The sequence below is a fragment of the Pseudomonas sp. GW821-FHT09D08 genome, assembly GCF_059416305.1.
In genome coordinates, this window is the sequence record NZ_JBWKOX010000023.1 from 15,683 (window position 1) to 40,180 (window position 24,498).

Annotated in this window: 2 protein-coding genes; both read left to right on the forward strand. The window is 65.9% G+C overall.

What is annotated here, in order from left to right:
* Nucleotides 1-222 precede the first annotated feature (222 nt).
* Nucleotides 223-13,128, forward strand: coding sequence for an amino acid adenylation domain-containing protein (locus tag AC07OP_RS27310; protein WP_495102890.1), 12,906 nt, complete (start codon nt 223-225; stop codon nt 13,126-13,128).
* Nucleotides 13,125-24,449 (forward strand): amino acid adenylation domain-containing protein, encoded by an 11,325-nt coding sequence (locus tag AC07OP_RS27315; RefSeq protein ID WP_495102889.1) that lies wholly within the window; start codon nt 13,125-13,127, stop codon nt 24,447-24,449. The genes AC07OP_RS27310 and AC07OP_RS27315 overlap by 4 nt, the downstream gene beginning before the upstream one ends.
* Nucleotides 24,450-24,498: the final 49 nt, after the last annotated feature.

A 24,498-nucleotide genomic window follows, 5' to 3' on the forward strand; every position in this document is an offset into this window, starting at 1 on the left:
CCCTGAAAAAACGTTGAACCCTCGCTGCCTCCCTCTTGTCCCCGCTTCCCATGTCACCCCCCAGCGCCCAAATCCCTTAATTTTCCAACCCTGCCGGAAGCCCCTCCAGGCCTGCGGCTGCGCCTGCATTTTTTTCACCGGGCGCTCCAGCACACCCGATTCCAAACGGCAGCTGAAAACGGACTTTCTTCTCCACCGTGACTTATCAGGCAGGTTACCCCCATGCAGTTCAGCGAATTATTGGCAGCGATTTCCACCCACGCGATCCGTCTGCAAAGGGAAGAAGACGACCTGATTGTCCTGGGTGACGATGAGGCATTGGACGATGCGTTGTGGGATCAACTGATCGCCCACAAACCGCGCTTGCTTACGCTGGTGACCGAGCATGGCGGGGACTGGTTGAGCCCGGCCTATCGCATCACGCCGGACATGGTGCCGCTGGTCAATCTCGACCAGCTGGCGCTTGACCGTATCGTCGCGGCGATCCCCGGTGGGGCGGCGAATGTGCAGGATATCTACCCGCTGGCGCCGTTGCAGGAAGGCATGCTCTATCACCATCTTTCGGCAGCGCAGGGCGATCCCTATGTGTTGCACGCCCAGTTTGTGTTCGATAGCCGTGCACGTTTGGCGGCCTTTGTCGAAGCCTTGCAATGGGTGATCGATCGCCACGACATCCTGCGCACCTCCATGGCCTGGGAACGCCTCGATGAACCACTGCAAGTGGTGTGGCGCAAGGCAACCCTGGCCTGTGAAGAGGCGCACTTCAGCGGTGGCGATGCCCTCGACCGCCTGTTGACGCGCTACGACGCGCGCACTTACCGCATGGACCTGGGCCAGGCACCGCTGCTGCGCCTGGTATTCGCCGATGACCCGGCCAACCAGCGTGTGGTTGCCATGCTGTTGTTCCACCACACCATCCTCGATCACACCGCCCTGGATGTGGTACGCCATGAAATCCAGCTGTACTTGGCCGGCCAGCAAGACCAGGCCCCTGAGCCCGTAGCGTTTCGCCGTTATATCGCCCAGGTGCGCCACGGGGTCAGCGAGCAGGCCCATGAGGCGTTTTTCCGCGAGATGCTGGCGGACATCGACGAGCCGACCTTGCCGTTCGGCTTGCAGGACGTACAGGGCGATGGGCTGGGCATCGACGAGGCGCGTATTTCCGTCGACAGCGATCTGAGTCGCCGCCTGCGCAGCCTGGCGCGGCCGCTGAGGGTAAGCGTGGCGAGCCTGCTGCATCTGGCCATGGCCCGTGTCCTGGGCGTGGTTTCCGGTCGCGATGCGGTGGTGTTCGGTACGGTGATGCTCGGGCGCATGGGGGCGGGTGAGGGCGGTGAGCGGGCCTTGGGCATGTTCATCAACACCTTGCCGTTGCGGGTGGATGTGGGCGCGCAGGGCGTGCGCGCCGGGGTGCAGGCAACCCATGCGCGACTCACCGCGTTGCTCGAGCATGAACATGCCTCCCTGGCACTGGCCCAGCGTTGCAGTGGTGTGGCCGCGCCGACGCCGCTGTTCAGTGCGATGCTCAACTACCGGCACAGCGCCGCGGGCGACATGGCCGCGGTGATTGAGGTCGCTGAGGGCATCCAGGTACTGGGCGCCGAAGAACGTACCAATTACCCGCTGACGGTCAATGTGGATGACCTGGGCGAAGACTTTGCGCTGACGGTGATGGTCGATGGGCACATCGGCGCGCAGCGTGTCGCCGGCTACCTGCACACGGCGCTGGAGAGCCTGGCCCAGGCCCTGGAACACCATCCGGACACGCCCCTCGACCGCCTGGCGATCCTGCCCGACGAAGAGCGCCACCACCTGCTGCACAGCCTCAACCCTAGCCCTCGCACCTACGCCGACAGCGCCTTGATCCACCAGCAGGTCGAACTCCAAGCCGCCGCCCAGCCGGAGGCCATTGCCCTGCGGTTCGACCAGCAGCGTCTGAGCTACCGCCAGCTCAACGAGCGCGCCAACCAGGTCGCCCATCGCCTGCTGGCGCAAGGCATCCGCCCCGACGACCGCGTGGCCATCTGCGTCGAACGTGGCCCGGAGATGATCATCGGCCTGCTGGGCATCCTCAAGGCCGGCGCCGGCTATGTCCCCATCGACCCGGCCTACCCGCTGGAACGCATTGCTTACACCCTGCGCGACAGCCAACCCCTGGCCGTGCTGGTGCAAGCCAACACCCGTCACCTGGTGGGCGAGCTGGCGCCGATCGACCTCAACGGCCTGCGCGGCGAGTCCATCGTCAATCCGCATGTGATGCTCGACCCGCACAACCTGGCCTATGTGATCTACACCTCCGGCTCAACCGGCCAGCCCAAGGGCGTGATGGTCGAGCATCGCCAGGTGGCGCGGCTGTTCAGCGCTACCGAGCACTGGTTCGGCTTCAACCGCAACGACGTGTGGGCATTGTTTCATTCCTTCGCGTTCGATTTTTCGGTGTGGGAAATCTGGGGGGCGCTGCTGCACGGCGGCCAGTTACTGATCGTGCCGCAACTGCTCAGCCGTTCGCCGGACGAGTGCTACACGCTGCTCTGCGAAGCGGGCGTCAGCATCCTCAACCAGACCCCCAGCGCCTTCCGCCAACTGCTCGCGGCCCAGGGCGACAGCCCCCAGGCCCATTCCCTGCGCCAGGTGATTTTCGGCGGCGAGGCCCTGGAGCCGGGGATGCTCAAGCCGTGGTACGCACGGGCGATCAACGCCGGTACGCAGTTGGTGAACATGTATGGCATCACCGAAACCACCGTGCACGTGACGTACCGCGCCCTGGAAGCGGCGGACGCGCAGTTGGTCGGCGTCAGCCCGATCGGCGGGCCTATTCCCGACCTGCAACTGTATGTGCTGGACGCCCACCACGAGCCGCTGCCGGTTGGCGTGGTCGGCGAGTTGTACGTCGGCGGTGCCGGTGTGGCGCGGGGGTACCTCAACCGGGATGGGTTGACCGCCGAACGCTTCCTCAGCGATCCGTCCACCGGACTGCGGATGTACAGGACCGGCGACCTTGGACGCCGGTTGGCCGACGGCAGCGTGGAGTACCTGGGGCGCAATGATGACCAGGTGAAGATCCGCGGCTTCCGGATCGAACTGGGCGAAATCCAGGCGCGCCTGGCCAGCGCCCAAGGGGTGCGCGACGCGGTGGTGATCGCCCGTGAAGATCAACCGGGGGACAAACGCCTGGTGGCCTACGTGATTGCCGAGGGCGACACCCGCGTCGCGGCGCTGCGTGATCACCTGCTGCTGAGTCTGGCCGAACACATGGTGCCCAGTGCCTTCGTGCTGCTGGAACGTTTCCCGCTGACCACCAACGGCAAGCTCGACCGCAAGGCCTTGCCTGCACCCGACGCCGATGCCGTGGCCCGGCGCAGCTACCAGGCCCCCCGGGGGCACGTGGAAACCGCCATCGCCGGCATCTGGCAAGACCTGCTCAAGCTTGATCGCATTGGCCGCGATGACCATTTCTTCGAACTGGGTGGCCACTCCCTGCTGGCGGTCAAGCTGATCGAACGCATGCGCCAGGTGAGCCTCAGCGCCGACGTGCGCGTGTTGTTTGGCCAACCCACCCTGGCAGCACTCGCGGCGGCGGTGGGCGGGCAAGCGGAAGTGCAGGTGCCGGCCAACTCGATCCATGCCCACAGTCAGGTCATCACCCCGGATATGTTGCCGCTGATCGATCTCGACCAGGCCGCCATCGATCACATCCTCCACAGCGTGCCCGGCGGTATCGGCAATGTGCAGGACATCTACGCCCTGGCGCCCTTGCAGGCAGGCATTCTCTATCACCACCTGGCGACCACCGACGGTGACCCCTATGTGTTGCAGGTGCAGTTGGGCTTTGACGATCAGGCTGCGGTGGATGCCTTTATCCTGGCGCTGCAGAGCGTGATCGAGCGCAATGACATCCTGCGCACCGCGATCCTCTGGGAAGGCCTGGACGTGCCGGCACAGGTGGTCTGCTGCCAGGCGCCGCTGGCCGTGGAGCGCATTGAAGCCCCGGGCGTCGATGCCCTGGCGTACCTGCAACAGCGCTTTGACCCACGCCACTATCGCCTCGACCTGTCCCGCGCTTCACTGATGCGCCTGGCCTACGCCGAGGATCAGGGACGTTTCGTCGGCATTCTGCTGCTGCACCATATCCTGCTCGACCACACCGCCCTGCAAGTGCTGGTGCAGGAAATGAGTGCCAGCCTGGCCGGGCGCAGCGCGCAACTGCCGGATGCGGTGCAGTACCGCAACTATGTGGCCCAGGCGCGCCTTGGAGTCAGCCAGGCCCGGCACGAAGCGTTCTTCAGCGAGATGTTGGGCGATATCGACGCGCCGACCCTGGCCTTCGGCTTGCAGGACGTGAATGGTGACGGCAGCGGCATTGTCGAAGCGCACTTGCCGCTGGAGCCGGCATTGAGCCTGGGCCTGCGCGAGCAGGCGCGGCAATTGGGCGTGAGCACGGCGAGCCTGGTGCACCTGGCCTGGGCGCACGTGCTGGGGCAAGTCTCCGGGCAGCAGGAGGTGGTGTTCGGCACCGTGCTGCTTGGGCGCATGCAGGGTGGCGAAGGTGCCGACCGCGCCCTGGGGATGTTTATCAACACCTTGCCGCTGCGGGTCAGCGTCGGCACCGTCGGCGTGCAGGCCGCGGTGCGCGCCACCCATGCGCGCCTGGCAGACTTGCTCGTGCATGAGCACGCGCCGCTGTCCCTGGCCCAGCGGTGCAGTGGCGTACCGGGTTCGTTGCCGTTGTTCAGCACGCTGCTCAACTACCGTCACAGCGCGCCGGCGGACGTGCCGGGAGACAGTCCGTTTGCCGCTTCAGGCATCCGGATCCTCAGTTCCGAAGAACGCAGCAATTACCCGCTGGTGCTTAACGTCGATGACCTCGGCAGCGGCTTCGCCCTCACGGTGCAAGGCGTGGCCAGCCTGGACGCGCGGCGTGTCGGCGACTATATGCTCACCGCCTTGCGTCACCTGGTGACCGCGCTGCAACAGGCGCCCACCACGCCGATGCTGGCCGTGTCGATCGTGCCGCCGGCCGAACGTAACCAACTGCTGGTGGACTTCAATGCCACCGCCCGGGACTACCCGTCGCAGCTCACCGTGCCGCAACTGTTCGAAGCCCAGGTCCTGGCGCGCCCCGAAGCGGTGGCGGCGGTGCAGGGGCCGTTGTCCCTGAGCTACCGCGACCTTAACCGCCGTGCCAACCGCCTGGCCCATCACCTGATCAGCCAGGGCGTGCAGCCAGGGGAAAGCGTGGCGATTGCGTTGCCGCGCAGCCTCGACTTGCTGATCTGCCAACTGGCGATCCTCAAGTGCGGCGCCGTGTATGTGCCGTTGGACATCAATGCGCCGCTCGAGCGCCAGGCGCTTATCGTGCAGGACAGTGGTGCGCAGCGGGTGCTCAATACCTTGGCCGACCTGAATCTGGAGGCGCAGTCGCCGCACAACCCGCAAGTATTGCAGTCATCGGAAAGCGTGGCGTACATCCTCTACACCTCCGGCTCCACAGGCGCACCGAAAGGCGTGCAAGTGCCCCACCGCGCCATCTCGCGCCTGGTGCTCAACAACGGCTATGCCGAGTTCAACCCGCGCGACCGCGTGGCCTTTGCCTCAAACCCCGCTTTCGATGCCAGTACCCTTGAGGTGTGGGCACCGCTGCTCAACGGCGGCTGTGTGGTGGTGGTCGAACAGGCGGTGCTGTTGTCCCAGGCGGCGCTGGCGTCGTTGCTGCAGGAGCAGGCCATCAGTGTGTTGTGGATGACCGCCGGGCTGTTCCACCAATACGCCGATGCACTGATGCCGGTATTGGCGCAGTTGCGTTACCTGATCGTCGGCGGCGATGTGCTCGACCCGCTGGTGATCGACCGCGTGCTCAAGCACGGCAAGCCCCGGCACCTGCTCAACGGCTACGGGCCGACCGAAGCCACCACCTTTGCCACCACCCATGAAATTACCCAGGTGGGCGAGGGCGGTATTCCGATTGGCCGGCCGATTGCCAATGCCCAGGCCTACGTCCTGGATGCGCACCGTCAACTGCTGCCGTTGGGCGTGGTCGGCGAGCTGTATATTGGCGGCGCGGGCGTGGCCAAGGGGTACCTGAACCAGCCGCAACTGACCGCCGAAACGTTTATCCCGAACCCGTTCGGCGCGGGCCTGCTGTACCGCACCGGAGATCTGGTGTGCTGGCAGGCCGACGGCACCTTGCTGTACCGGGGGCGCAATGACCTGCAAGTGAAGATCCGTGGTTTCCGCATCGAACCCGGCGAAATCGAAGCCTGCCTGGCCGCCTTCCCTCAGGTGGACCACGCCGTGGTGCTGGTCCGTGAAGACGAGCCTGGCGACAAGCGCCTGGTGGCTTACTACACCGCTGACGCGCCGCTGCCGATCGAAGCGCTGCGCGCCCATCTGCAGGGGCGGCTGCCGGACTACATGGTGCCGTCGGCCTATGTCTGGCTGGCACTGTTGCCCCTCACTGCCAATGGCAAACTGGACCGCAAGGGCCTGCCGGTACCGGATGCAGGCGCGCTGCTCAGCCGTGGGTATGAGGCGCCGGAAGGCGAGGTGGAAACCCTGTTGGCGCAAATCTGGCAGGATGTGCTCAAGCTTGATCGCGTCGGCCGTCATGACCATTTCTTTGAGCTGGGCGGGCACTCGTTGCTGGCGGTCAGCCTGATCGAGCGCATGCGCCAGGCCGGTCTGAGCACCGATGTGCGTGTGCTGTTCAATCAGCCGAGCCTGGCGGCGCTCGCGGCGGCAGTCGGCAGCGGCCGTGAGATTGCGGTGCCGGCCAATGGCATTCCTGCGGGCTGTACCCGGATAGTGCCGTCGATGCTGACCCTGGTGAGCCTTGATCAAGCGGCCATTGACCGGGTCGTCGCCAGCGTCCCTGGCGGTGCGGCGAATGTGCAGGATATCTACCCGCTGGCGCCGCTGCAGGAAGGCATTCTGTACCACCATATCAGCGCCGAGCAGGGCGATCCGTACCTGCTGCAATCGCGCATGGCCTTCGACAGCCTTGAGCGGTTGCAACGGTTCATGGGCGCGCTGCAACAGGTTGCGGCCCGTCACGACATCCTGCGCACCAGCGTGGTCTGGGAAGGCCTCGACAGCCCGGTCCAGGTGGTCTGGCGTGAGGCGCCGCTGGTGGTTCAGGCGATTGACCTGGACCCGGCGCACGGCGATATCCTCGAACAACTGCATGGGCGTTTCGATGCGCGCCACTATCGCCTGGACATTACCCAGGCGCCGTTGCTGCGTATGGTCTACGCCCCGGACCCGGCCAACCGGCGGGTGGCGGCGATCCTGCTGTTCCACCACCTGGCGCTGGATCACACGGCGATGGCGGTGGTGGGGCGGGAGATGGACGCGTTCCTGTTCAACCAGGCACAGGACTTGCCGCTGGCCGCGCCGTTCCGTAACTATGTGGCCCAGGCGCGTCTTGGCGTGAGTGTGGACGAACACGAGCAGTTCTTCCGCGCGATGCTCGCCGACGTCGATGAGCCCACCTTGCCGTTCGGCGTGCAGGACGTGCAGGGTGACGGGCGCGCTATCGAAGAGGCCGAGCAGGCCGTGGACGCCGCGTTGGCCCAGCGGCTGCGGGAACAGGCGCGATTGCGCGGCGTCAGTGCGGCGAGCCTGATGCACCTGGCGTGGGCGCTGGTGCTGGGGCGTGTCTGTGGGCGTGACGAGGTGGTATTCGGCACCGTCCTGATGGGCCGCATGCAGGCGGGCGACGGCGCCGACCGTGCCTTGGGGATGTTCATCAACACCTTGCCGCTGAAGGTGAACGTGGCCGTCGACGCGGTGGCCGCGCTCAAGGCGACCCATGGGCGCTTGAGCGCCTTGCTCGGTCACGAACACGCCTCCCTGGCCCTGGCCCAGCGCTGCAGTGGCGTGGCGGCTTCCACGCCGCTGTTCAGCGCCTTGCTCAACTACCGTCACAGCCACCCCGGCGAAATGGCCCGCGACGGCCATGGTATTTGGGAAGGTGTGCAGCTGTTGGGCGGTGAAGAGCGCAGCAACTACCCGTTGACCCTCAGTGTCGATGACCTGGGTGAGGGCTTCGGCCTGAGCGTGTTGGCGCTGCCGCGCATCGGCGCGGGGCGCGTGTGCGCTTACATGGCCAATGCCATCGAGCAACTGGTCGACACCCTGGAAAATACCCCGCACACCGCGCTGGACCAGCTGGATATCCTCCCGGCCAGCGAACGCGAAACCCTGCTGCGCGAGTTCAATGCCACGGTGGCGGATTTCCCCACCGGGCACACCGTGCATGGCGCCTTCGAAATCCAGGCCGAGCGCCAGCCCCATGCCATTGCCGTGGTGCAGGACGGCACATCCCTGACCTATCGCCAGCTCAACCAGCGCGCCAACCAGTTGGCCCATCACCTGCTGGCGCAGGGGGTGCAACCGGATGACCGCGTCGCCCTGTGCTGCCGGCGTGGGCCGCAGATGCTGGTGGGATTGCTGGGTATTCTCAAGGCGGGCGCAGGTTATGTGCCGATTGACCCGGCCTATCCCGCTGCACGCATTGCTTACTTGTTGCAGGACAGCGCTCCTGTGGCGGTGCTGGCGGAAGCGAGCACCCGCGAGCTGCTGGGTAATGTCGCCAGCATCGACCTGCATGAGCACCACCATCCCAACGTGAGCAATCCGCAGATCGCCGACCTGACCCCGGCGCACCTGGCCTACGTGATCTACACCTCCGGCTCCACCGGCCAACCCAAGGGCGTGATGGTGGAGCACCGCAGCGTGGAAAACCTGGTGCATTGGCACTGCGAAGCCTTTGGCCTGAGCGCCATCAGTCACACCAGCAGCGTCGCCGGTTTTGGTTTTGACGCAATGGCCTGGGAGGTGTGGCCGGCATTGTGCGTGGGCGCCACCCTGCACCTGCCGCCTTCCGAGCTGGGCAATGAACAGATTGATGACCTGCTTGCCTGGTGGCTGGCGCAGCCCCTGGACGTCAGCTTCCTGCCCACGCCGGTGGCCGAATATGCGTTCAGCCAGGACCTGCACCACCCCACCTTGCGCCTGCTGCTGATCGGCGGCGACCGCTTGCGCCAGTTCAGCCAGGAGCGGCGCTTTGCCGTGATCAACAACTACGGGCCTACCGAGGCCACGGTGGTTGCCACCTCCGGCCGCGTGCGTGCCGGGCAGGCGCTGCATATCGGCCGGCCCATCGCCAATGCCTGCGTCTACGTGCTGGATGAGCACTTGCGGCCGGTGCCGGTGGGTGTCGCCGGTGAACTGTATGTGGGTGGCAGCGGCGTGGCTCGCGGATATCTGAACCGTGCGCAGATGACGGCCGAACGCTTCCTGCAGGACCCGTTCAACGCCGGTCGCATGTACCGCACCGGCGATCAGGTGCGCTGGTTGCCCGACGGCAATCTTGAGTACCTGGGACGCAACGACGAGCAGGTGAAAATCCGTGGCGTGCGCGTCGAGCTGGGCGAAATCGAAAGCTGCCTGGCGGCGTTGCCAGGGGTGGGCGAAGCGGTGGTGCTGGTGCGCGAGGGGCGCATGGTGGCCTGGTTCACCGAACACCACCCGCTGTCCATCGAAAGCCTGCGTGAGCAACTGCAGGCGCACTTGCCGCAGGCCTTGGTGCCGGTGGCCTACGTGCGGCTCGACGTGCTGCCCCTGACCGCCAACGGCAAGCTCGACCGCCAGGCCTTGCCGGCACCGGACCAGACCGCCGTGCTGAGCCGTGAGTACGAAGCTGCGCAAGGCGCCGTGGAAACCACCCTGGCAAGGCTCTGGGCCGAAGTGCTGCAGGTCGAGCAAGTGGGGCGCCACGATCACTTCTTTGAACTGGGGGGCCATTCGTTGCTGGCGGTCAGCCTGATCGAGCGCATGCGCCAGGTTGGCCTGAGCGCCGACGTGCGCGTGCTGTTCAGCCAGCCAACCCTGGCCGCCCTGGCCGCGGCCGTGGGCAGTGGTCGCGAAGTCCAGGTGCCGGCCAACCGCATCCCGGCTGATTGCCAGCGCATCACCCCGGACCTGCTGTCCCTGGTGACACTCGATCAATCGAGTCTGGACCAGGTCGTCAGCTGCGTGCCCGGCGGCGCCGCGAATGTGCAGGACATCTACCCCCTGGCACCCTTGCAGGAAGGCATTCTGTACCACCACCTCACGGCCGGGCAGGGCGACCCCTACCTGCTGCAGTCGCACCTGGCGTTTGACCGTATCGAGCGTCTACACGCCTTCGCCCAGGCGCTGCAGCAGGTGATCGATCGCCACGATATCCTGCGCACCGGGGTGGTCTGGGAGGGCCTGGTGCAACCGCTGCAAGTGGTGTGGCGCAAGGCCCGATTGCCACTTGAACACTTGCACTTGCAAGGCGATGTACTGGCCGGCCTGCATGAGCGCTTCGATGCCCGGCGCTACCGCCTGGACATCAGCCAGGCGCCCCTGATCCGCCTGGCCTATGCCGAAGACCCGGCCAACCAGCGCGTGGTGGCGGTGTTGCTCTATCACCATATCGTCCTCGACCACACCGCCTTCGACGTGGTGCTGCGGGAAATGCAGGGCTACCTGCTCGGCCACCCGGCGCCCACCGCCGCGCCGATGCCGTACCGCAACTACGTGGCCCAGGCACGCCTGGGTGTCAGCGAGCAGGAGCACGAGGCGTTCTTCCGCGACATGCTTGGCGATGTCGATGAACCCACCTTGCCCTTCGGCCTGCAGGATGTCCGCGGCGACGGCAGCGCTATCGAAGCGCACAGCCTGCAATTGGACAGCGACCTTAACCGCCGCCTGCGGGCTCAGGCCCGTTTGCTCGGCGTGAGTACGGCGAGCCTGTTCCACCTGGCCTGGGGCCAGGTCCTGGCGGCCACCTCCGGGCGGCACAGCGTGGTCTTCGGCACGGTGCTGGTGGGGCGCCTGCAAGGCGGCGAGGGCGCCGACCGTGCCCTCGGCGTCTTTATCAACACCTTGCCCCTGCGCCTGGATATCGACGCCCAAGGTGTGCGTGCAGCCGTGCGCACCACCCACGCACGGCTCAGCGCGTTGCTCGGCCACGAGCATGCCTCCCTGGCCCTGGCTCAGCGTTGCAGCGGTGTGGCGGCACCGGCGCCGTTGTTCAGTTCGATGCTCAACTATCGCCATCGCGGCGCCGCCACCCGTTCCCAGGACGCGCAACACGCCTGGGAGGGCATGCAGACCCTGGTCAACGACGGGCGCACCAACTACCCGCTGACCTTGAATGTGGACGACTTGGGCGATGGCTACGACGTGACGGCATTGGCCCACGTCGATGCGCAACGGATCTGCGGTTATATGCAAGTGGCCTTGGCCGGGCTGGTCGAGGCCCTGGAGCAGGCGCCGCACCAGGCGCTCCATCGGCTGCCGATCCTGGGGGCCGAGGAGCGGCAAAAACTGCTGGTTGAATTCAACGCCACGGAGGTGAACTACCCCCTCGACCAGACCCTGCACGGGCTGTTCGAGGCCCAGGTCATGCGCACGCCGGATGCCGTTGCCGTGAAAGCGCACGAGCAACAGCTCACCTACCGGCAACTCAACGAACGCGCCAACCGCCTGGCCCATCATCTGCGTGAATTGGGTGTCCAGCCGGAATCGCGGGTGGGGATTTGCCTGGAGCGCGGCCTGGACATGCTCATTGGCCTGTTCGCCATCCTCAAGGCCGGTGGCGGTTATGTGCCGCTCGACCCGGCGTACCCGCTGGAGCGTATCGCCTACATGCTGCACGACAGCGCGCCGGTGGTGGTGCTGGCGCAACGTGCGACTCGTGGTGTGCTCGGCGAGGTGCCGGTGATCGACCTCGACCAGCCCACCTGGCAGCACCAGAGTGCGAGCAACCCCGAGGTGCCGGGCCTCACCGCCCGTAACCAGGCCTACGTGATCTATACCTCCGGCTCCACCGGCCAGCCCAAAGGCGTGATCAATGAGCACGCCGGGGTGGTCAACCGCTTGTTGTGGATGCAGGACGCCTACGGCCTCAAGGCCCATGACGCAGTGCTGCAGAAAACCCCGTTCAGCTTTGACGTGTCGGTATGGGAGTTCTTCTGGCCGTTGTTCACCGGCGCCCGCCTGGTGATGGCGCGCCCCGGCGGGCATAAAGACCCGGCCTACCTGTGCGATGTGATCGAAGCTGAGCAGATCACCACCTTGCACTTTGTGCCGTCGATGCTCGATGTGTTCCTGGCCCACGGCGATGTCAGCCAGGCGGCGGGGTTGCAACGGGTGATGTGCAGCGGCGAAGCCCTGCCGGGCAGCCTGGTGCGCCGCTTCAAGCAGCAGTTGCCGGGGATCGGCCTGTACAATCTGTACGGCCCCACCGAAGCCGCGGTGGACGTGACCGCCTGGAACTGCGCGCGCCCCAATGCAGCGGACAACACCCCGATCGGCAAACCCATCGCCAACACGCGCCTGTATGTGCTGGATGGGCAGTTGCAACCGGTGCCGCTGGGCGTGGTCGGCGAGCTGTTTATCGGCGGCGTGCAGGTGGCGCGGGGTTACCTGAACCGTCCCGAGTTGACGGCCGAACGTTTCCTCAAGGACCCCTTCACCCCCGGTCGTCTGTACCGCACCGGTGATCTGGGGCGCTACCTGCCGGACGGCAATATCGAGTACCTGGGCCGCAATGATGATCAGGTCAAGATCCGTGGCCTGCGCATCGAACTCGGGGAAATCCAGGCGCGCCTGCTTGAGCATCCTCAGGTCAACGAAGCGGCGGTGGTCGCCCGTGAAGACCGGCTCGTCGCGTACTACACCGGTACCCCTGCCGATATTGAGCAACTGCGTGCCCACCTGTTGCAGCACCTGCCGGACTTTATGGTACCCGCGCTGTTCGTACACCTCGACGCGCTGCCCCTGAGCCCCAACGGCAAGCTCGACCGCAAGGCGCTGCCGGCGCCTGGCATGCAGGCGCTGCAGGGGCGTGAGTACCAGGCGCCGGAAGGTGATACCGAGATCCTGCTGGCGCGGCTGTGGGCCGAGCTGCTGAACGTGGAGCGGGTAGGGCGCCTGGATAATTTCTTTGAACTGGGCGGGCACTCGCTGCTCGCCGTGAGCTTGATCGGGCGCCTGCGCCAGGAAGGCATGGAAGCCGATGTGCGGGCGCTGTTCGAACAGCCGACGCTGGCCGGCTACGCCGCAATGACCGAACGAATGGAGATCGTCCTGTGAGCCTCTTTGAGCTGCTGGCAACCCTGAAAACCAAGGACATCCAACTGGCGCTCAAGGGCGAACAGTTGTCGGTGCAAGGCAACAAGCAGGCCTTGAGCGACCCGGCGATCCTGGCCGCGTTGCGTGAGCACAAACCGGGGCTGATCGAGCTGATCAAGGCCGGCGAATACGCACCGACCAAGGCCGGTGAAGTCGCGGTGCCGGCCAATGGCATTGCGCCGGGTACCGAACGCATCACGCCGGACATGCTGACGTTGTCATGCCTTGACCAGGACGAGATCGACCGCATCGTCGCCACCGTCGACGGCGGCGTGGCGAATATCCAGGACATCTACCCGCTCGCGCCGCTGCAGGAAGGCATTCTGTTTCACCATGCCAGCGCCGGACAGGGCGACCCGTATGTGATGCAGTCGCAGTTCGCGTTCGACAGCCTGGCGCGGTTCGACGCGTTCGCCCAGGCCCTGCAAACCGTCATGGATCGCCATGACATCCTGCGCACCGGCGTGGTCTGGGATGGCCTGCAACAGCCGTCGCAAGTGGTGTGGCGCCGGGCGTGCCTGCCGGTGCAGGCCCTTGAACTGGACCCTGCCGACGGCGACATCGGCGCACAACTGCACGCGTTGTTCGATGCCCGTCACTATCGGCTCGACGTCACCCAGGCGCCGCTCCTGCGCCTGGTGCACGCCGATGATCCGGCCAACCAGCGCATTGTCGCCACCTTGCTGTTCCACCATATGGCCCTGGACCACAGTGCCCTGGAGGTGGTGTGCCATGAAATGCAAGCGTGCCTGCAGGGGCAGGGCGCGACGCTGGGCCAGGCGGTGCCGTTTCGCAACTATGTGGCGCAGGCACGGTTGGGCATCAGCGAGCAGGAACACGAGCAGTTCTTCCGCCAGATGCTGGGCGACATCAGTGAGCCAACCTTGCCCTTCGGTTTGCAGGACGTGCAGGGCGATGCACGGGGCATCCGCGAACTCAGCCTGCCCTTGGCGGCGCCGTTGAGCCGACGCCTGCGCACTCAGGCACGGCAGCTGGGCGTCAGCGCGGCGAGCCTGTTTCACCTGGGCTGGGCGCAGGTGTTGAGCGCATTGTCCGGCAAGCAACAGGTGGTCTTCGGCACGGTATTGATGGGCCGCCTGCAGGGCAGTCATGACACGGAACGGGCCCTGGGGATTTTCATCAACACCCTGCCGTTGCGCGTGGATGTGGACGCCCAGGATGTAGGCGCCGGGGTTAAGGCCACCCATGCGCGGCTCACCACATTGCTGCGCCATGAGCATGCGCCGCTGGCCCTGGCCCAGCGTTGCAGCGCCGTGATTGCCCCCACGCCCTTGTTCAGCGCGCTGCTCAACTATCGTCACAGCGCACCCGCCGCCAGCGCCGAGGCCGTGTCGGCATGGCAGGGCATCGTCGCCCTGAGTGCCGAGGAACGCACCAACTACCCGCTGACCTTGAGCGTCGATGACCTCGGCGAGGACTTTGGCTTGAGCCTGCTGGCCAGTGCCCAGGTGGACCCGCAGCGTGTGTGCGCCTACCTGCAAACCGCCCTGGAACACCTGGTGACTGCGCTGGAACAGGCGCCGACCACCGCGTTGAACCAGGTGACGGTCGTCCCCGTTGCGGAGCAACGCCTGGTGCTTGAGCAGTTCAACGGGACCTCGGTGAGTTTTCCCCAAGGCACCACCCTGCATGGGCGTATCGAAGCCCAGGCCGCGCTGACGCCCGATGCCATCGCCGCCGTGCACCTCGAGCGCACACTGACCTACGCCGAGCTGAACCAGCAAGCCAACTTGTTGGCCCATCATCTGTTGGCGTTGGGGGTCAAGCCCGATGACCGCGTGGCCATCGTCGCGCGCCGGGGCCTCGATACCCTGGCCGGGTTGCTGGCGATCCTTAAATCCGGTGCCTGCTACGTACCGGTGGACCCCTCCCACCCGGCCGAACGCCTGGCCTACCTGCTCAGCGACAGCGCCCCGGTGGCGGTGCTGGCCCAACACGCCTTGCTCGAGCGCCTGCCTCCGCTGGACGTGCCGGTGATCAACCTCGATCGCTACACCTGGCACCATCATTCGGCGAGCAATCCCGTGGTCGCCGTCACACCGAGCCATCTTGCCTATGTGATCTACACCTCCGGTTCCACCGGCCTGCCCAAAGGCGTGATGGTGGAGCACCACACCGTGGCCAACCTGGTGGACTGGCATTGCAACGCCTTCGACCTCTGCGCCGGGCGGCATACCGCCAGCGTTGCCGGGTTCGGCTTCGATGCCATGGCCTGGGAAGTGTGGCCGGCGCTGTGTGTCGGGGCGACGCTGCACTTGCCACCGGCCCACGACGGCCCCGAAGACATTGATGCACTGCTGGCCTGGTGGTGCGCGCAGCCGCTGGATGTGGCTTTCCTGCCGACACCGGTGGCCGAGTACGCCTTCAGCCAGACCATCGAACATCCCACCCTGCGCACGTTGCTGATCGGCGGCGACCGCCTGCGTCAGTTCGGGCGCGCGCAGCGGTTTGAGCTGATCAACAACTACGGCCCTACCGAAGCCACGGTGGTCGCCACGTCTGGCAAGGTCGAGGCGGGACAGGCGTTGCATATCGGCAAGCCCATCGCCAATGCCACGGTCTACCTGCTGGACGCACAGCAGCGTCCGGTGCCATTGGGTGTGGCGGGTGAGGTGTACGTGGGCGGCAAGGGTGTGGCACGCGGCTATCTGAACCGGCCTGAATTGAGCGCCGAACGCTTCCTGCACGATCCCTTCAATCCCGGCCGCATGTACCGCACCGGCGACCTGGCGCGCTGGCTGCCGGACGGCAACCTCGAGTACCTGGGGCGCAACGACGACCAGGTGAAAATCCGCGGCGTGCGCATCGAACTGGGTGAAATCGAAACCCAGCTCAACCTGTTGCCCAGCCTCCAGGAAGCCGTCGTGCTGGTGCGTGAAGACCGGCTGGTGGCCTATTACACGGAAAGTCCGCAGTTCGACCCGCTGGTCGTCGGCGATATCCGCGCCCATCTGCTGGCGCACCTGCCGGACTCTATGGTCCCGGTGGCCTTCGTAAAGCTGGATGCGCTGCCCTTGACCGCCAATGGCAAGATTGACCGCAACGCCCTGCCGGCGCCGGACATGACGGCAGTGTTCAGCCGTGAATACGCAGCCCCTCAAGGCGAGATCGAAATCCTGCTGGCGCAGATCTGGGCCGATGTGCTGCAGGTAGAACGGGTCGGTCGCCATGACCACTTCTTCGAATTGGGCGGGCATTCGTTGCTGGCGATGCGCATGGTGTCGCAGATTCGCCAGCGCCTGGGCGTGGAACTGTTGCTCAGCGAGCTGTTTGCCAATGCCGAACTGACGGCTGTCGCCCAGGTGCTGGCCCAGGCGGGTCGCAGCACCTTGCCGGATATCCTGCCGGCCAACCGCGATGAGCCCGTGCCGCTGTCGTTCGCCCAGCAGCGCCTGTGGTTCCTGGCGTTGATGGAAGGCGCCAACACCGCCTACAACATTCCCATCGGCCTGCGCCTGCGTGGGCAGCTGCATGTGCAAGCGTTGCAACGGGCGCTGGCGCGCATCGTCGCGCGCCATGCCACCCTGCGCAGCCGTTTCGCCCAGCACGGCGACGAAGCCCAGGTGCTGATCGTCGCCGCCGAAGACGTGTTGCCGCTGCAAGTGCAGGACTTGCGTCGCCACCCGCAGCCGCAACAGGCCCTGGATGCGCTGATCCATGGCGAAGCCTCGGCACCCTTTGACCTTGAGCGTGGCCCGCTGCTGCGCGGGCGTCTGGTGGTGATGGCTGACGAGCACCATGTGCTGCTGCTGACCCTGCACCATATCGTTTCCGACGGTTGGTCCATGGGCGTGCTTACCCGTGAGCTGATGGCGCTGTACCGCGCGTTCAGCCATGGCCAGCCCGACCCGCTGCCGCCGCTGGCGATCCAGTACGGTGACTTTGCCGTGTGGCAGCGCCTATGGCTCAGCGGAGAAGTACTGCAACGCCAGAGCCACTATTGGCAACAGGCCCTGGCCGGTGCGCCGGCGTTGCTCTCCTTGCCCACCGACCGCCCGCGCCCGGCCCGCCAGGACTACGCCGGCAGCAGCGTCGAGGTGCACCTGGACGAACGTCTCACCGCCGGGCTCAAGGCCTTGAGCCAACGCCATGGCTGCACGGTGTACATGACCTTGATGACGGCCTGGGCCGCATTGCTGGCGCGGCTGTCCGGGCAGCAGGATGTGGTGATCGGCTCACCGGTGGCCAACCGTACGCGCAGCGAGGTGGAAGGGCTGATCGGCCTGTTCGTCAACACCCTGGCGGTGCGCATCGACACCTCGGGCGGGCTGAGCACCGAGGCGTTGCTGGCGCGGATCAAGGCGCTGACATTGGCGGCCCAGGCCCACCAGGACCTGCCCTTCGAGCAAGTGGTGGAAATCATCCGCCCGACGCGCAGCCTGGCCCATAGCCCGTTGTTCCAGACCCTGCTGAGCTGGCAGGACAGCAGCGCGCCGACCCTGGCCCTGGGCGACCTCGCCCTGGAAGGCATCGTCGAGAACAGCCACTTCGCCAAGTTCGACCTGTCGCTGAACCTGGGGGAAGTGCAGGGCACGATCCTCGGCGCGCTGGAGTACGCGGTGGCGCTGTTCGATGAGTCGACCGTGCAGCGTTACGTCGGCTACTTCACACGGTTATTGCAGGCCATGGTCGATAACGACCAGGCGGTGCTGGAGCATGTGCCGCTGGTGGACGCGCGCGAGCGCGAGCGTTTGCTGTTCGACTTCAACGCCACCCAGGCGGACTACAACCTTGACCAGACCGTACACGGGATGTTCGAAGCCCAAGTGGCACGTACGCCGGAGGCGATTGCGGTCAAGGCCGGCGAGCAGCAACTGACCTATGCCGAACTGAACGCACAGGCCAACCAACTGGCCCATCACCTGCACGCGCTGGGCGTGCAGCCGGACTCGCGGGTGGCAATCTGTGTGGAGCGCAGCCTGGCCATGGTGGTCGGCCTGTACGCGATCCTCAAGGCCGGCGCTGCCTATGTGCCGTTGGACCCGGCGTATCCACGCGAGCGCCTGGCCTACATGCTTGAAGACAGCGCCCCCGTTGCCGTGCTGGCCCAGGCTTCGACCCGCGATCTGCTGGGCGCGGTACCGGTAGTCGATCTGGACCAGCCGTGCTGGCAACACCATTGCATCGACAACCCCCAATTCGCGGGCCTGGCTGCCTATGTGATCTATACCTCCGGTTCCACCGGCCAACCCAAGGGCGTGATCAACGACCACGCCGGGGTGGTCAACCGTCTGTTGTGGATGCAGGACGAATATGGATTGACCGCTCAAGACCGCGTCTTGCAGAAAACCCCGTTCAGCTTCGACGTGTCGGTGTGGGAGTTCTTCTGGCCGCTGTTCACCGGCGCGTGTCTGGTGATGGCGCGTCCCGGTGGGCATAAAGACCCGGCGTACCTGTGCGACGTGATCGAGGCTGAACGGATCAGCACCGTGCACTTCGTGCCCTCGATGCTCGATGTGTTCCTGGCCCATGGCGATGTGAGCCAGGCCGCCGGGCTGGCGCGGGTGATATGCAGCGGCGAGGCCTTGCCCGGTAGCCTGGTACGGCGCTTCAAGCAGCAGTTGCCCGGCAGCGAACTGCATAACCTGTACGGCCCCACCGAAGCCGCCGTGGATGTGACCGCGTGGAACTGCGCAGGCGCGGTGACACCGGATAACACCCCCATCGGCAAGCCGATTGCCAATACGCGCATGTACCTGCTGGATGGGCAGTTGCAGCCGGTGCCGCTGGGCGTGGTCGGCGAATTGTTTATCGGCGGCGTGCAAGTGGCTCGCGGTTACCTGAACCGCCCGGAACTGACCGCCGAACGTTTCCTCAAGGACCCGTTCAGCGCCGGACGGATGTACCGCACCGGCGACGTCGGACGTTATTTGCCCGATGGCACTATCGAATACCTGGGTCGCAACGATGATCAGGTGAAGGTTCGCGGCCTGCGTATCGAACTGGGGGAAATCCAGGCGCGCCTCACCGAGTATGCCGCTATCAACGAAGCTGCCGTGGTCGCCCGCGACGATCACCTGGTGGCGTACTACACCGGTGTGCGCAGCGAGATCGAAGCCCTGCGCGGCCATCTGCTGCAGCACCTGCCGGAGTTCATGGTGCCGGCGATTTTCGTCCACCTCGAGGCGTTGCCCCTGAGCCCTAACGGCAAGCTCGACCGCAAGGCCCTGCCTGCACCGGGTGCGGATTCGGTGAGGGGGCGCGAGTACGAGGCGCCCCAGGGTGATACGGAAGTCACCCTGGCCAGCCTGTGGGCCGAGTTGCTCAATGTGGAGCGCGTGGGACGTCATGACAACTTCTTCGAGTTGGGTGGCCACTCACTGTTGGCCGTCAGCCTGATAGGGCGTATGCGTCGCCTCGGGTTGTCGGCGGATGTGAAGGTGCTGTTCGGCCAGCCGACCCTGTGTGCTCTGGCGGCAGCGCTGGGTGGCGGGCGTAGCGTGGCGGTGCCGGTCAATGGCATTGCCGAGGGGGCCACGGCGATCACGCCGGACCAGTTGCCCCTGATTCAACTGGATCAGGCCGACATTGATCGTATTGTCGCCGGCATCCCCGGTGGTGCGGCGAATGTGCAGGATATCTACCCGCTGGCGCCGCTGCAGGCCGGCATGCTCTATCACCATCGCGCGGTGCAGGGCGACGATGCCTACGTGCTGCAGGCGCAGTTCGCCTTTGATTCCCGCCAGCGCCTGGACGCGTTCGCCCGGGCGTTGCAGGCGGTGATCCAGCGCCACGACATTCTGCGCTCGTCGTTTCACTGGGACGGCCTGGAAGAACCGCTGCAAGTGGTGTGGCGCAAGGCGTCGCTGCGCGTCGAAAGCGGCCCGTTGCCCCAGCGCCTGGACCTGGCCCAGGCGCCTTTGATGCGCCTGGTCTACACCGAGGAGCCCCAGCGCGTGGTGGCCACGCTGCTGTTCCATCACCTGGTCATGGACCACTTGGCCCTGGATATCCTGCAGCGCGACATGCAGGCCTTCCTGCTGGGCGAGCAGGATTCGTTAGGCGCAGCGGTCCCGTATCGCAACTATGTGGCCCAGACCCGCAGCGGTGTCGATGCACACGAAGGGTTCTTCCGCGAGATGCTCGGTGACATCGACGAGCCCACGGCAGTCCCCGGCCTGGGCGCCGATGAGCCGGCCCAGTTGAGCGTGGATCCCGCACTGAGCCAGCGCCTGCGGACCCAGGCGCGCCAGGCGGGTGTCAGTGCCGCAAGCCTGATGCACCTGGCCTGGGCCCATGTACTGGGCAAGGTGTCCGGCCGCGAGCAGGTGGTGTTCGGTACGGTCATGCTGGGTCGCCTGCAAGGTGGCGAGGGGGCCGAGCGGGCCATGGGGGTGTTTATCAATACCTTGCCGTTGCGGGTCGACCTGGGCGAACGTGCGGTACGCAGTGCGCTGCGCGCTACCCATGCCCGACTTACCCAGCTGCTCAGTCATGAACACGCGCCATTGGCCCTGGCTCAGCGTTGCAGCGCAGTGCCGGTGGCGACGCCGTTGTTCAGCGTGTTGTTCAACTATCGCCACAGTGCGCCGCACGCCGGTGGTGCGGCCGACGCGTGGCAGGGCATTCAATTGCTCAAGACTCAAGAGCACAGCACCTTTGGCCTGTCGATGAGCGTGGATGACCTGGGCGCTGGTTTCAGCCTCAAGGCCAGGGGACCGGGTGCCCGGCGTCTATGCGAGTACCTGCATATCGCACTGGAGCAACTGGTGCAGGCGTTGGAACACAACAGTGACCTCGCCATCGGCCGCTTGCCGATCCTGCCCGACGCCGAACGTCGCCGGCTGCTGGCATTCAATGCGACCCGGCGCCCATTCCCGCGCGAGCACACGGTGCAACGTCTGTTCGAAGCCCAGGCCCAGGCAACGCCCAACGCACTGGCGGCGGTGCAGGGCGAGCAGGCCTGGAGTTACGGTGAACTGAACCAGCGTGCCAACCGCCTGGCCCATCACCTGCTGGGGCTTGGGGTGCGCCCCGCCGATAACGTTGCGATCCTGCTGCCACGCTCCCTGGACCTGTTGGTGGGCCAACTGGCGGTGCTCAAGTGCGCCGCCGCCTATGTGCCGCTGGACAGCAACGCTCCGGCCGAACGCCAGGGCTTTATGCTGCAGGACAGCGGCGCGACGTGGCTGCTGAGCCGCAGTGAAATGGCTGCCGATTACCCCGCACAGCGCCTGGACCTCGACACCCTGGCCCTCGATTCGCAACCGAGCCACAACCCGGCGCTGTCGCAATCGAGCGACAGCGTGGCGTACATCATGTACACCTCCGGCTCCACCGGTACGCCGAAGGGGGTGCGGGTGCCCCATCGCGGCATCACGCGGCTGGTGATCAATAACGGCTATGCCGACTTCCAGGCCGGCGACCGCGTGGCCTTCGCTTCCAACCCGGCGTTCGACGCCAGCACCATGGACGTCTGGGGCGCGCTGCTCAATGGCGGGCAGGTGCAGGTGATCGAGCACACCACGTTGCTCGATCCGGTCGCCTTTGGCCGGGCGCTGCAAGGCGTGACGGTGCTGTTTGTGACCACGGCGCTGTTCAACCAATACGTGCAACTGATCCCTGACGCCCTGGCCGGCCTGCGCATCCTGTTGTGCGGCGGCGAGCGTGCCGACCCGGCGGCCTTCCGCAGCCTGTTGGCCCGGGCGCCCGCACTGCGCCTGGTGCATTGCTATGGGCCGACGGAAACCACCACCTACGCCACCACCTATGAAGTGCGCGCGGTTGCCGATGACGCGGACAGCGTGCCGGTGGGCCGGCCCATCTCCAACACCCAGGTGCACGTGCTGGATGCGCACTTGCAGGAGGTGCCGCTGGGCGTGACCGGTGAAATCTGCATCGGCGGCGACGGCGTGGCCACCGGGTACCTGAATCGCCCGGACCTGAGCGCGGAAAAATTTGTGCAGGACCCCTTCAATGAGGGGGCTTTGATGTACCGCACCGGCGACCTCGGCCGCTGGAACGCTGAGGGGTTGCTGGAGTGCATCGGCCGTAATGACGACCAGGTCAAGGTCCGTGGCTTCCGTATCGAGCTGGGTGAAATTGAAGCGCGCCTGGCGACCCACGGAAGCATTCAGGACGTGGTAGTACTGGCCCGTGAGGACGCCCCGGGCGACAAGCGCCTGGTGGCCTATTTCACTTGGGTGGCCGAGCCCGTCGCGATCGACAGCGTACGCGCCCATCTGCAGGGGCAGCTGCCGGACTACATGCTGCCGTCGGCCTATGTGTCGCTGGAGCGCTTGCCGTTGACGGCCAATGGCAAGGTCGACCGCAAAGCCTTGCCGGTCCCGGCCCTGGACGCGTTGTCCTGCCGCGAATTCGAAGCGCCGGCTGATGCACTGGAGCAGACCCTGGCCCAGCTGTGGGCCGAGGTGTTGAAGCTGGCGCAGGTGGGCCGGCATGACAGCTTCTTCGAATTGGGTGGGCATTCATTGTTGGCGATTCGCCTGGTCAACCTGATGGAGGAGGCGGGGTTGCAGGTGTCCCTGGCCGAGCTGTTCCAGCACGCCAGCGTCGCCTCGGTGGCCGCCATGCTGCGCCAGCGCACCCAGGCGCCGGAGCGTGATACTGCAGTGATCACGGTACGCAGCAGCGGCTCGCAGGCGCCGTTGTTCCTGGTTCATGAGTTCAGTGGCATGGACGTGTATTTCCCGGCGCTGGGCCAGCACCTGCCCGGTGACTATCCGATCTACGGCCTGCCGGGCGTGGCACTCGGTGAGGCGCACCTCAACACCATGGAAGGCTTGGCGGCGCGCATGGTCGGCCTGATTCGCGGCATCCAGCCCCACGGGCCTTATCGGATCGCCGGCTGGTCGTTTGGCGGAGTGCTGGCCTACGAAGTGGCGATGCAATTGCTCGGGCAGGATGAGCCGGTGGCGTTCCTTGGCCTGATCGACAGTTACGTACCGCGCATGACCGACCAGGGCAAGGCGCGCTGGAGCGGTCCGGATGCCCTCAAGCGGCATTTGCTGTTGCAATGCACGGCCTATTGGAACGCACAGGGAGGTGTGGATGAACTGGCGAGGATTGAGCAACTTGAGGCACAGCTTGGACAGTTGGACTTTGCGGGTCTGCTGCAACGCTGTCGCGATCAAGGTCTGTTGTACGCGCAAATGGCGGCAGCGGCGGACGCGGACCTCTTGAGCTTTATCGAGCGCGAAGTGGGGCATGGGCATGCGCTGGCGCACTACAGCCTGTTTCCGTTGCCGATGGCGGTGCATCTGTTCAGCGCCCAGGAGCGCCCTACCGAGTTGGCGCGGCGCAGCGAGTCCCTGGGCTGGAACGACGCCCTGGCACCCGGGCAACTGCTGCGAGTGGAGGTGCCTGGGGATCACCAGAGCATGATGCAGGCGCCCCATATCCAAGGCTTGGGTCGCGCCATGAGCGCGGCGTTGCTGGCAAGTACGCCGGTGAGCCAGGCGCCGCACCAGCCGCTGTTGCGAATTCAAGGCGGCCGCGCCGGGTATGCGCCACTGTTCTGCGTGCCGGGCGCGGGGGACAGCGTGACCGGGTTTGTCGGCTTGAGCGAAGCGCTGGGGCGTGACTGGCCGCTGTTCGGTCTGCAGCATCGGGGCCTTGATGGCGAGGCGGTGCCCCACAGCCAGGTCGAGGCGGCCGCGCGCTGTTACCTGACGGCGCTGGAGCACGAGTGCCCGCGTGGGCCGGTGCATCTGGTCGGGCATTCCTTTGGTGGCTGGATCGCATTGGAAATGGCCCTGCGCTTGCAGGCGGCCGGGCGCGAAGTGGCATCTTTGACGGTAATCGACAGTGAGGCACCGGCTGGCGCGGGGCGGCCCTATACCACCACGGCGGCGTTGGTGCGATTGATCGAGGCCATGCAGTTGGCCGCGGGCAAGGCGTTTGGCATTGATCTCGTGGACTTTGCCGGGCGCGATGAGCGCGCGCAGCGGCAGGCGTTGCATGGGGGCATGGTCGACGTGGGGTTGTTGCCGGCCCGTGCCAGTGTGGACGCGATGACGGGGCCGGCGCGTACCTATGGCGCGGCGTTGCGCACGGTGTATCGGCCTTTGCGGCGCTATGAAGGTGCGGTGCGCCTGGTACTGGCCGAGGACCCGGCGCTGGACGCGGCGGGGAATCAGCGGGAGCAGGGGAGGATGATCGAGGGGTGGCGCAAGCAGGGCAGCGCTTTGGAGGTCTGGTATGGGGCAGGGAACCACTTCACCTTGCTCAAGGTGCCGAATGTTCACAGGCTGGCGCGCTGGTGGTTGGACGGCGTGGTGATTGGGGAGGTGGTTTCGTGAAGAGGGTTTACCCCCTCCCGCCTATGGACTCCCTCAAAAAAGCCCAACC

What these genes read in the sequence shown, in the direction of transcription:
- AC07OP_RS27310 (WP_495102890.1), top strand. Translation starts at nt 223, where the DNA reads ATGCAGTTCAGCGAATTATTGGCAGCGATTTCCACCCACGCGATCCGT.